Source organism: Pseudoduganella albidiflava (genome assembly GCF_004322755.1).
Classification (GTDB): domain Bacteria; phylum Pseudomonadota; class Gammaproteobacteria; order Burkholderiales; family Burkholderiaceae_D; genus Rugamonas; species Rugamonas albidiflava.
In genome coordinates, this window is sequence record NZ_CP036401.1 from 2,010,497 (window position 1) to 2,022,668 (window position 12,172).

A 12,172-nucleotide genomic window follows, 5' to 3' on the forward strand; every position below is an offset into this window, starting at 1 on the left:
CGAGTCCGCCGCCAGGCGTGCGGTGGAAGCCCTGGACACCAGGGCCCGGAAAATTATTTTTGAGGAGATGCAGGTGAAACAATTCAAGCTCAATGCGATGGCTCTTGCCGCCGCGCAGATCGCGTTCATGGCCGGTGCGGCCCACGCGCAAACCGCCGATGCGGGCAATGCCACCACCGCGACCGTCGTCGTGACGGGCCAGCGCGCGTCGCTGGAAAACGCCCAGAAGATCAAGCAGAACTCGGACGAGATCGTCGATTCGATCGTCGCCGCCGATATCGGCAAGCTGCCCGACAAGTCGGTGACCGAGGTGCTGCAGCGCGTGGTCGGCGTGACGATCGACCGCACCATGTCGCGTTCCGATCCCGAGCACTATTCGGTCGAAGGTTCCGGCGTGTCGATCCGCGGCCTGTCGTGGGTGCGTTCGGAACTGAACGGCCGCGACTCGTTCTCGGCCAATGGCGGCCGCTCGCTGAACTTCGAGGACGTGCCGCCCGAGCTGATGGCCGGCGTGGATATCTACAAGAACCCGTCCGCCGAGCAGATCGAAGGCGGCATCGGCGGCCTGGTCAACCTGCGCACCGCGCTGCCGTTCGACTTCAAGGGCCGCAAGGTCGCGCTGTCGGCGTCCACCACGTATTCGGAACTGAAGGGCGGCAAATGGTCGCCGTCCGCGTCGATCCTGCTGTCGGACCGCTGGAAAACCGGCATCGGCGAAGTGGGCGTGCTGGTCGACTTCGCGCACTCCGAGAGCGGCACCCGTACCGACGGCTTCCAGGTCGAGCCGTACTACCCGCGCAGCAATATCGTCGACGGCCGCACTGTCTGGATCCCGAAGGGCGCGCAGTGGCGCACGCTGAACTTCAACCGCGAACGCCAGGGCCTGTACGGCGCGCTGCAGTGGAAGAAGGATGCCAACCTGCGTTCGCACGTCACCTTCTTCAAGTCGAAGTACGACATGCAGTGGGACGAGAACGCGATCTTCGCCGCGTCGAACCCGTATAACTTCCAGGTCGCGCCCGGTGCGACGTGGGGTGCCAACGGCCAGTTCCTGACCGGCACCTTCTCATCGCCGCAGGACGGCGGCATCGACTACGGCGCCGATACGCGCGTGGCCAGCCGCAAATCCGACACCACCGACATTTCCTGGAACGTCGAATGGCGCGTGGGCGACAGCTGGACCTTCACCTCCGACCTGCAGCGCATCAAGGCCAAGAGCAACGGCTTCGATTCCACCGTGGCCACCGCGGTCAAGATGCCGACGCAGACGCTGGACCTGACCGGCGACCGCCCGAACCTGATCTTCAACGACGCCCAGCGCGCCCACCTGGCCAATCCGGGCAATTACTACTGGAACTTCACGCAGGAACACCTGGACCAGAGCGAGTCCGAGTCGAAGGCGCTGAAGCTGGACGCCAAGTACACCTTTGAAAACCCGGTGCTGCGCGACGTGCGCTTCGGCGTGCGCTTCACCAAGCGCGACGCGACCACCGAACTGTCGAACCCGGACTACCACTGGGCAGCCGTCACGGCGCCATGGATGGGTTCCTCGATCAGCAAGCTGGCCTACCTGTCGGATCCGCGCTTCGCCGGCAATACCTACCTGGGCACCTTCGACAACTTCTTCAACGGCAAGGCGAACGTGCCGTCCGTGGTGTTCCCGAACGTGTCGGTGGCCACCGGCTTCCCGCAGAGCTACGCCGCGCTGCACGAGTACTACCAGATCCTGTGCCGCGAAGCGGCCGCCAACGCGGGTACCACGCCGAACTGCGCGCCATGGACGCCGGCGGCCTTCGGCGGCAACCCGTCCGGCATCAACGAGCAGGAAGAAAAGACCAAGGCGTTCTACACGCAGCTGCGCTTCGGCTGGGATGACCTGAAGATGCCGATCGACGGCAATATCGGCGTGCGCTACGTGAAGACCGACATGAATGCCAACGGCTACACGGTGTTCAACAACACCAGCGCCGTGGTCAATCCGCCGCAGACGCTCAGCGGCGTGCCGATCCCGAATATCCCCGCTTACTCGGCCGGGCAGAACTACGAGAATTCATACAGCAATGTGCTGCCGAGCCTGAACCTGCGCCTGAAGGCGCGCGACGACCTGCAATTCCGCTTCGCGCTGGCCCGTGCCATCTCGCGGCCGGACTTCTCGCAGCTGCAGGGCTACACCACGCTGTCGCAGTCGACGGACACCACGACGACCGTCTTCCCGGACCGTCCGTCCAACACGAACGTGAACAGCGTGTCGCAGACGGGGGAAGGCAAGGGCAACCCGATGCTCAAGCCGATCAAGTCCGACCAGCTGGACCTGACGGGCGAATGGTACTTCGGCAAATCCAGCTCGATCACGCTGGCCATGTTCCACAAGCGCCTGAAGGACATCATCGTCAACCAGACGTACCAGTATGCGATCCCGGACGTGAACGGCCGCATGTACAACTTCAACGTGACCGCTCCCGTGAACGGCGCGAGCGGCCGCGCCACCGGCTTCGAGGTGGCCTACCAGCAGTACTTCGACAAGCTGCCGGGCGCCTGGGCCGGCCTCGGCGTGCAGGCCAACTACACCTACGTGGACAGCAACACGAAACTGTCGACCAGCACGTTCACCGCCTACTGCACCGGCGGCAACAACGTGGCGAACGTGAACCTGAACCAGAACGGCTGCGACACCAACGGCCAGTCCTTCGGCGACCTGCCGCTGCAATACCTGTCGAAGAACGCCTACAACCTGGCGCTGCTGTACGACTACGGCAAGTGGTCGGCCCGCGCGGCGTGGAGCTGGCGCTCGAAGAACCTGCAGGGCGTGAACGTGAACGGCACGCGCGGCGGCGACGGCACGGATACCAATCCGAACAGCGCCACCCCGGGCGCCACCAACATCGGCTGGGCACTGCCGACGTGGGCGGACGACTACGGCCAGCTGGACGCTTCCGTGTCGTACCAGTTCAACGAGCGCATGCAGATCGTCGTCGACGGCTCGAACCTGACGGACTCGAAGTACAAGCAGCTGATGCAGCAGGGGATCGGCATGATGGGCCGCGCATGGTTCGTCTCGGGCCCGCGCTATTCCGCGAAACTGAACTACTCGTTCTAATAGGGAGCCGATGAAAACCGCCAAGCAGATTTTCACGAAGAGCTTGCTGGCCGGTGCGTGCGCGATGGTGGTTTCGGCGGCCATGGCCGCCGAGCTGCCGCGCGTCGTATCGAAGGACGGGCGCCACGCCCTGATGGTCGATGGCGCGCCGTACCTGATCCTGGGCGCGCAGGCGCACAATTCCAGCAATTACCCGAAGGCGCTGCCGCAGGTATGGGCCGCCGTCGCCGACGCGCAGGCCAACACGCTGGAGATTCCGATCGCCTGGGAACAGGTCGAGCCGGTCGAAGGCAAGTTCGACTTCAGCTTCGTCGACACGCTCGTCAAGGAAGCCCGCGAGAAGGATGTGCGCCTGGTGCTGCTGTGGTTCGGCACCTGGAAGAACACCGCGCCGGCCTACCTGCCGGAGTGGGTCAAGTTCGACAACAAGCGCTTCCCGCGCATGGTCGACGAGAAGGGCAAGAGCAGCTACAGCCATTCGCCGTTCGGCACAGAGACGCTGAAGCTCGACAAGCGCGCCTTCGTCGAATTCATGAAGCACCTGAAGGCGATCGACGGCGACAGGCAAACCGTGATCATGGTGCAGGTGCAGAACGAAGTCGGCACCTACGGCCTGGTGAGGGATCACAGCCCGGCCGCGCAGAAGGCGTTCAACGGTCCCGTGCCGGCCGCCGTGCTGGCGAAGCAGAAATCTCCCGTCAAAGGGAAAGCCAGCGGGACGTGGAAGGAAGTCTACGGCGCCTACGCCGACCAGTACTTCCACACGTGGGCGGTGGCCAACTACATCGAGGAGATCGCGAAAGCCGGCCGTGCCGTCTACGACCTGCCGATGTTCGTGAACAACGCGCTGCGCGATCCCGTGGAACCCATGGCGCCGTGGAAGGGCAACTTCGCCAGTGGCGGCCCGACCTACGACGTGCTGGGCATCTACGAGGCGGCCGCGCCGCACATCGACGTGGCCGGTCCGGACATCTACCTGCACGAGTCCGACAAGGTGGCGAAGACGCTCGAGCAGTTCCACACGAAGGACAATCCGCTGTTCGTGCCGGAGATCGGCAACTCGGAAGATTTTGCGCGCGTGGCGTATGCCGTGTTCGGCCAGGGCGGCATCGGCTTCGCGCCGTTCGGCATCGATTACTTTGCGTTCTCCAACTACCCGCTGGGTTCCAAGGCCACCGACAAGACGATGACCGAGCCGTTCGGCAAGGTGTACGGGGCGTTCCGGCCGATGATGCGCGAATGGGCGAAGTGGGGCTTCGAAGGGCGCACCCGCGGCGTGTTCGAACATGACGACCGCAAGCCGCAAAGCATCGCCCTCGACGGCTGGAAAGCCACTGTCAGCTTCCGCCAGCGCCAGTTCGGCGATTCGATGGAAAAGAACGATCCGCTCGAAGGCACGGAAAAGCCGAACGGCGGCCTGGCCATCGCGCAGGTTGCGGACAACGAATTCATCGTCGTGGCGCAGAACGCGCGCATCAAGTTCGATCCGGCCGGCCGCAATGCCGGGAAACCTTCGATGTACGCGCGCGTGGAAGAAGGGCAGTACGCCGACGGCAAGTGGGTGATGGAACGCGTGTGGAACGGCGACCAGACCGACTACGGTCTCAACTTCGGCGCCAGGCCTTTCGTACTCAAAATCAAACTGGGGACTTATCAATGATCAAATCGAATATCAAGGCAGTCAGCCTGGCATGCCTGATGGTGGCAACGGGCGCCCCGGCATGGGCCGGCACGTTCCAGCAAACTTCCAGCGGCGTGACGATCGCGCCGGACGCCGGCGCAGCAAAAGAAATCCGCCTGCAGGTGATGGCCGATAACATCGTCCATGTCGTCAAGGTCGACCAGGCCGGCAAGGAGCTGACGCCGTCGCTGATGACGATCGCCAAGCCCTGCGCCTGCACCTTCGACGTGAAGAAGAGCGGCGATGCCGTGACGCTGACGACGAAGAAGCTGGTGGCCACCGTGTCGCTGAAGGATGGCCGCGTGCAGTTCGCCGACAAGGGCGGCGCCGTGTTCCTGAAGCAGGATGCCGAGGACATGCAGCCGGTCTCCGTGGGTGGAAAACCCTACCTGGCCGTGAAGCAGGGCTTCAACTACGGCACCAAGGACGCGTTCTACGGCACCGGGCAGCACCAGAACAACCAGATGAACCTGAACGGTGAAGACGTCGATCTCCTGCAGCACAACATGGACATCGCCATCCCGCTGGTCGTCTCGGACAAGAACTACGGCATCCTGTGGGACAACAATGGCATCACCCGCTTCGGCGATGCCCGTCCCTACGGCCCGATCGGCCGCGACCTGAAGCTGACGGATGCCGCCGGCAAGGAAGGCGCGCTGACCGCCCGTTACTACATCGGCGGCAAGCTGGCGCTGGAGCGCCGCGAAGACAACATCAACTACCAGTACCTGAAGGATGTCGCCGAGTTCTGGCCGAAGGAACTCAAGCCGCTGAAGGAACTGAAGGACGTCAAGGTCGTCTGGGAAGGCAAGCTCGCGAGCGACAAGCCGGGCGTGCACAAGATGAAGCTGTACTCGTCCGACTATGCCACGCTGACCGTGGATGGCAAGCAGGTGATGGACGTGTGGCGCCAGGGCTGGAACCCGTGGTACCACAACTTCGAAGTCAACTTCGGCGCCAACAAGCCGGTGGACTTCAAGCTGGAATGGAAGCCGGAAGGCGGCATGATCTACGTGGCGCACAACAACCCGCTGCCGAAGGCGGAGCGCCACTCGCTGCAGTTCTCGTCCGAGATCGCCGAGGGCCTGAACTACTACGTGATCCGCGGCACCAGCATCGACAACGTGATCGGCGGCTACCGCGTGCTGACCGGCACCCAGCCGCTGATGCCGAAGTGGGCCTACGGCTTCTGGCAGTCGCGCCAGCGCTACGAGACCCAGGAGCAGCTGCTCGACACCGTGAAGACCTACCGCCAGAACGGCTGGCCGCTCGACAACATCGTGCAGGACTGGTTCTACTGGCCGGAAAACGGCTGGGGTTCGCACGACTGGGATCCGAAGCGCTTCCCGAACCCGAAGGGCATGGTCGATGAAGTGCACAAGATGAATGCGCGCATCATGCTGTCCGTGTGGGGCAAGTTCTACGAGAACACCGACAACTACCAGGAACTGAAGGCCAAGGGCCACATGTGGACCAAGAACGTCGAGGATGGCGCGCTGGACTGGGTCGGCCCGGGCTACAAGAACAGCCATTACTCGCCGTACACGCAGGAAGCCCGCGACATCTATTATCGCCAGATGAAGACCAAGCTGGTCGACCTGGGCTTCGACGCCTGGTGGCTCGACAACACCGAGCCGGACGTGCTGTCGAACACGCGCCTGGAAGACTTCAAGAAGCTGATCGGCCCGACGGTCTACGGCCCCGGCGAGATCACCTTCAACTCGTACAGCCTGGTGCAGACGCAGGCGCTGTATGACGGCCTGAAACGCGACCAGCCGAACAAGCGCCAGTTCATCCTGTCGCGTTCCGGCTTTGCCGGCGTGCAGCGCAACTACGTGGCCACGTGGAGCGGCGACACGGTGGGCCGCTGGAATAACCTGTACGACCAGATCTCGGCCGGCGTGAGCTCGTCGATGTCCGGCGTGCCGAACTGGACGCACGATATCGGCGGCTATGCGCAGGAAACCCGTTTCCAGAGCGGCGAGCTGGGTTCGGCGCAGGAAAACCGTGGTATCGGCGGCGTGGAAGTCAAGCCGGAAGACCTGAAGGAATGGCGCGAGCTGAACCTGCGCTGGTGGCAGTTCGGCGCGTTCACGCCGCTGTTCCGCTCGCACGGCGAAGTGGTCAAGCGCGAGATCCACAATATCGCGCCGGAAGGTTCGCCGATGCGCGACTCGATGGTGTGGTACCTGAAGCTGCGCTACCGCCTGATGCCGTACATCTACGCGACGGCATCGAGCACGTACTTCAACGAAGGCTCGATCATGCGCGGCCTGGTGATGGACTTCCCGACCGACCCGGGCTCGAAGGACGTCAAGGACGAATTCCTGTTCGGCCATGCCTTCCTGGTCGCGCCGGTATCCGAGTACGGTGCCCGCGAGCGCAAGGTGTACCTGCCGAAGGGCGCGCAGTGGTACGACTATTACACCGGCGAACGCCAGCAGGGTGGCCGCACGGTGACCGCCGCCGCGCCGGAAACGCGCATGCCGCTGTTCGTCAAGGCCGGCTCGATCGTGCCGATGGGCCCAGTCACGCAGTACGTGGACGAAAAGCCGGATGCGCCCATCACGCTGAAGGTGTACACGGGCGCCAACGGCCAGTTCAGCTTCTACGAGGACGATGGCGTGAGCGAGGACTACCAGCGCGGCAAGTACTCGCGTATCCCGCTGTCGTGGGACGAGAAGAGCGGCACGCTGACGATCGGCCAGCGCGCCGGCGACGGCTACCAGGGCATGGTGGCGAAGCGCACGTTCCGCGTGCATTTCGTGAAGCCGGGCGTATCGAGCTCGGACACGTTCGACACGGCGGACAAGGAAGTGACGTATGAAGGCAAACCAGTGACGGTGAAACTGTAATGGTGGTGATGAAGAAAGCAATCGTACTGGCCGTGGCCGCGGTGTTCTCGGCCTCCGCTTACTCTGCGCCCGATCCCGACAAGCGTGCCCGGGACACCGTGGCGCAGATGACGCAGGCGGAAAAGCTGCTGCTGGTGTTCGGCTACTTCGGTGCCGAATTCGCCGGCGTGAAGCCGCCCAAGGATGCGATTCCATACACGGCGGGCTATGTGCCGGGCATTCCGCGGCTGAACATCCCGCCGCAGTGGCAGACCGACGCCGGCCTGGGCGTGGCCACGCAGCCGTCGCCGGCGCCGCGCGAACGGACCGCGCTGCCGTCCGGCATGGCGACGGCGTCGAGCTGGAACACCAAGCTGGCGTACGAAGCGGGGGCCATGATCGGCCGCGAGGCGCGCCTGTCCGGCCACAACGTGATCCTGGGCGGCGCCGTGAACCTGCAGCGCGATCCCCGCAACGGCCGCAACTTCGAGTATGCCGGCGAGGACCCGCTGCTGGCCGGCGTCATCACCGGCGAGCAGATCCGCGGTAACCAGTCGAACAACCTCGTCGGCACGATCAAGCACTTCGCGTTCAACGACCAGGAAACCAACCGTAACACGATCGACGTGAAGATCGACGAGCCGGCCGGGCAGATGTCCGACCTGCTGGCGATGCGCATCGCGATCGAGCGCGGCGATCCCGGTTCGGTGATGTGCGCGTACAACCTGGTCAACGGGGTGTACGCGTGCGAAAGCGACTGGCTGCTCAACCAGGTGCTGAAGAAGGACTGGGGCTACAAGGGCTTCGTGATGTCCGACTGGGGCGCCACGCACTCGACCACGCAGGCCGCCAATGGCGGGCTCGATCAGCAGTCCGGCTGGCCGTTCGACAAGTCGATGTACTTCGGCCCCGCGCTGAAGGAAGCGGTCGACAACGGCCACGTGCCGGCGGCGCGGCTGGACGACATGGCGAAACGCATCCTGCGCGCCATGTATGCGAATGGGCTGATGGATGCGCCGCAGCCGAAGGTGGAACCGGAGAAGATCGACTTCGCGGCGCATGCCAAGGTGACGCGGCAGGTGGCGGAAGAGGGCAGCGTGCTGCTCAAGAACGCCGGCAACCTGTTGCCGCTGGCGGTCGATGGTGCCAATGCGGTCAAGTCGATCGTCATCATCGGCGGGCATGCCGACAAGGCGGTGATCTCCGGCGGCGGCGCGGCGCAGGTGCATCCGCACGGTGGCAGCGCGGTGAAAGGCGAGGGGCCGAAGGGCTTCCCGGGGCCGATCATCTGGCTGCCGTCGTCGCCGATGAAGGCGCTCCAGGCGCGCACCAAGGCGCGTGTCACGTATGTCGACGGCAAGGATACCGCCGCCGCCGCGAAAGCCGCCGCTTCGGCCGATATCGCCATCGTGTTCGCCACGCAGTGGGCCGCCGAGAGCCTGGATGCGCCGTCGATGGCGCTGCCGGACAACCAGGATGCGCTGATCTCGGCCGTCGCTGGCGCGAACCAGCGCACCGTCGTCGTGCTGGAAACGGGCAATCCCGTCACCATGCCGTGGCTAAACAAGGTGGGCGCCGTGCTGGCCGCGTGGTTCCCCGGCTCGGCGGGTGGCGAGGCGATCGCGCGGCTGCTGACGGGCGAAGTCAATCCCTCCGGCCGCCTGGCCGCCACGTTCCCCGCCGCGGAAGCCCAGCTGCCGCGGCCGAAGATCGACGGCGACCCGGCCAGCCGCGATGGCCGCTTCACCACCGACTACAACATCGAAGGCGCGGCCGTCGGCTACAAGTGGTTCGAGAAGACCGGCAAGAAGCCGCTGTTCGCGTTCGGGCACGGCCTGTCGTACACCACGTACGAATACCGCGACCTGAAGGCCCGCAACGATGGCGGCAAGGTGGTGGTGTCGTTCACCGTCGCCAACACCGGCCAGCGCGCCGGGCAGGCCGTGCCGCAGGTGTACGTGGGCCCCGCCGCAGGCACCGTCAAGGCCGCCGGCTGGGAAGCCCCGCGCCGTCTGGCCGGCTGGGACAAGGTGGCACTGCAGCCGGGCGAGAGCAAGTCCGTCAGCGTGACCGTCGACCCGCGCATCCTCGCCGTCTGGGAAGCGAAGACCCGCGACTGGCAGCGCCGCCCTGGCACCTACGAGTTCCACCTCGGCGGCGCCTCCGACGCCATCACCGCCCGCACCACGCTGGCCTTGCCGAAGTAGCGTTCTAACAACAGGGACAGTCCCTCCCAGGGGGACAGTCCCCAGCGTTTTGACAACACATGCTTGGCTTAGACTCTCCTGAAACCGGGGTCCGACCCCAGTTTTCGGAAATTAGTTGCCCAGAACCGGGGTCTGACCCTGGTTTTGGGCAATTTTGTTAACAGCACGGGATTTCGGCCGTAGGAATCTGACAAACTTTCCTAAAACCGGGGTCTGACCCCGGTTTTGGGAAATAATAAAAGTTTCCTGGAATTGGGGTCTGACCCCGGTTTGCGGGAATATTTTGGAGGGGACATGAAACTTGCGGTAACGGCATTACTTGCCTTGTCATCGGCACCACTGTTCGCGGCGCAGTTCGATGTGCTGGTGTTTTCGCGCACGGCGGGGTGGCATCACGAGTCGATCCACGAGGGCGTGACGGCGCTGCGCGAGCTGGGGCGGCTGCATGACTTCAACGTGTTCTGGACCGAGGATGCGAAGCGCGTCTTCAACGACAAGGAACTGGCGAAGTACCAGGCGGTGGTCTTCCTGTCGACCACGGGCGACGTGCTCGACGACGAGCAGCAGCGCGCGTTCCAGCGCTATGTCCGCGCCGGCGGCGGCTATGTCGGGGTGCACGCGGCGGCCGATACGGAGCATGGCTGGCCGTGGTACCGCCAGCTGGTCGGCCACATGTTCGTGACCCATCCGGCGGTGCAGTCCGCCGTGCTGAAGGTGGAGGATGCGAACTTCCCCGGCATGGAGCGCTTCGCGCCGCGCACGCTGGTGACCGAGGAATGGTACGAGTACGGCGCAGCACAATCGACGGGATTGCGCTACCTGCTGTCGGTCGACGAGGCCACGTACCGCCCGGAGACCGCCAAGGGCAAGGGGATGGGCGCGTTCCACCCCATCAGCTGGTATCAGCAGTACGATGGCGGCCGCGCGTTCTACACTGCGCTGGGCCACCTGCCGGCGACCTACGGCGACCCGGTATTCCGCCACCACCTGTACGGCGGCATCTACTGGGCCGCGACGGGCCGCGGGTTCCAAACCGCGCCAGCGGCCGCCAAGCCGCCGAACTGACGGCGAACGTTCCCGCAGGAGCCAAGCACCTTGGCTTCGTGCGGTGGCCGGGCAGGAGGCTGGAAATCGGAATGCATCGATAGGAGGACGGCGCACCGCCCCCTCGCGTGACCGGCATCAGCCCCAGGCCTGGTACGCCATCCCTTCCTGCATCACCCCGACCAGCTGGCTGTAGTTTTCCGCGCTTTCGCTGAAGCCCATCAGCACGCCCGCGGCGGTGTCATGGCCCTTGTCCAGCACGTCGAGCCAGAAAGCGAAGCCTTCGGCATCCGGTGCGCGGTTCAGCACATTGGCGTAGAAGCCCGTCAGTATCGCAGCGTTGCCTGGATTGTCGCCGTAGAGCCGGTGAAACTCGTCCGACGCGACGAATGCGTCGGCCACGCTGCGCAGGCTGGCGCCGCCATCGAGGGCGGCGATCCAGAACCCCAGCCCGGTCTGGTCCGGCGTGCGGTCGAACGCGGTCTGGTACAGCCGGTAGGCTTCGCCGGCGGGGCCATCGACGTCGAAGGCCAGCGCCACGTCGAAGAAGTCCAGCCGTTCGACGTTGACCAGCGTGTCGCTGCCGTCCAGCCCCACGGTATCGTTGACGAACAGCCGGTGCCCGGACACGGCCACGTCGTATTCGTCCAGGTCGCCCTCGTACCACACGGTATCGATGCCGCTGCCGCCGTCGAGCAGGTCGCTGCCGCCCTTGCCCTCCAGCAGATCCCAGCCGGCGTGGCCGTACAGCGCATCGTTGGCATCCGTGCCGGTGATGTCGTCGTCATTGGCGGTGCCGTGGCCGATCGCCAGCGGCACGGTGTCGAGGTCTTCGAGGATTTCCAGGTCGACGGTGCTGCGCGGCGGGTCGGCCTGGTCCCATGACGCATCCACGTAGTACGTGCCGGAGTAGGGCGCGATGAAGCTCAGGCCATCCTGGCCGATGGGGCCCCAGCCGTCATCTTCGGCCAGCGCGAAACCGTCATCGTCGTACAGCACCAGGTTGTACGGGTCGAACCAGCTTTCCGACGTGACCGTATACAGCGCACCCGCCACGGCCGTGAAACTGAAAATGGGAAAATCGGCCGCGTCCGGCGCGGTATCGACGAAATACGCGCTGTTGTCGTAGCCATCATCGGCCGTGCGCGGGCTGAAGGTCAGGTGGTCGGCTGTCGCCATGTCGGCATTGGACAGCTGCAGGTAGGGGAACGATGCCATCGGTTGCCTCGCAAGTGGGTTTGCGACAGCATAATCCCGCCGCGCGCGGGGCGGGCGGCGGGATTACACTTTGTTGCAATGGCAAGGAGAA

The 12,172-nt window shown here is 64.7% G+C and carries 6 protein-coding genes; 5 read left to right on the forward strand and 1 reads right to left on the reverse strand.

Translation table 11 applies throughout. From position 1 onward, the window contains the following. Positions 1–67 precede the first annotated feature (67 nt). The 5 genes from EYF70_RS08590 (at position 68) to EYF70_RS08610 (ending at position 10,884) form a co-directional block, all read left to right on the forward strand. The gene (locus EYF70_RS08590; RefSeq protein WP_165497597.1) at positions 68–3,097 is read left to right on the forward strand and encodes a TonB-dependent receptor; all 3,030 of its coding nucleotides are present in this window, start codon (positions 68–70) and stop codon (positions 3,095–3,097) included. A 10-nt stretch (positions 3,098–3,107) separates the two neighbouring features. Then, the gene (locus EYF70_RS08595) at positions 3,108–4,757 is read left to right on the forward strand and encodes a GH35 family beta-galactosidase (RefSeq protein WP_131145028.1); all 1,650 of its coding nucleotides are present in this window, start codon (positions 3,108–3,110) and stop codon (positions 4,755–4,757) included. After that, complete coding sequence (locus EYF70_RS08600) at positions 4,754–7,633, forward strand: glycoside hydrolase family 31 protein (protein WP_131145029.1); 2,880 nt, start codon at positions 4,754–4,756, stop codon at positions 7,631–7,633. The genes EYF70_RS08595 and EYF70_RS08600 overlap by 4 nt, the downstream gene beginning before the upstream one ends. An 8-nt stretch (positions 7,634–7,641) precedes the next feature. Then, positions 7,642–9,819 (forward strand): beta-glucosidase, encoded by a 2,178-nt coding sequence (locus EYF70_RS08605; protein WP_131145030.1) that lies wholly within the window; start codon positions 7,642–7,644, stop codon positions 9,817–9,819. A 294-nt stretch (positions 9,820–10,113) separates the two neighbouring features. Next, positions 10,114–10,884, forward strand: a complete 771-nt coding sequence (locus EYF70_RS08610) for a ThuA domain-containing protein (protein WP_131145031.1) — start codon at positions 10,114–10,116, stop codon at positions 10,882–10,884. 117 nt (positions 10,885–11,001) lie between these two features. Here EYF70_RS08610 and EYF70_RS31920 read toward each other — a convergent pair whose 3' ends face one another. Next, positions 11,002–12,081 carry a DUF4214 domain-containing protein gene (locus tag EYF70_RS31920; protein WP_131145032.1) on the reverse strand — a complete coding sequence of 360 codons (1,080 nt, stop codon included), beginning with the start codon at positions 12,079–12,081 and terminating at the stop codon, positions 11,002–11,004. Between the last annotated feature and the right edge of the window lie 91 nt (positions 12,082–12,172).

Coding starts and splice junctions, on each gene's coding strand:
- EYF70_RS08590 (WP_165497597.1), top strand. CDS start 68: ATGCAGGTGAAACAATTCAAGCTCAATGCGATGGCTCTTGCCGCCGCG.
- EYF70_RS08595 (WP_131145028.1), top strand. CDS start 3,108: ATGAAAACCGCCAAGCAGATTTTCACGAAGAGCTTGCTGGCCGGTGCG.
- EYF70_RS08600 (WP_131145029.1), top strand. CDS start 4,754: ATGATCAAATCGAATATCAAGGCAGTCAGCCTGGCATGCCTGATGGTG.
- EYF70_RS08605 (WP_131145030.1), top strand. CDS start 7,642: ATGAAGAAAGCAATCGTACTGGCCGTGGCCGCGGTGTTCTCGGCCTCC.
- EYF70_RS08610 (WP_131145031.1), top strand. CDS start 10,114: ATGAAACTTGCGGTAACGGCATTACTTGCCTTGTCATCGGCACCACTG.
- EYF70_RS31920 (WP_131145032.1), bottom strand. CDS start 12,081: ATGGCATCGTTCCCCTACCTGCAGCTGTCCAATGCCGACATGGCGACA.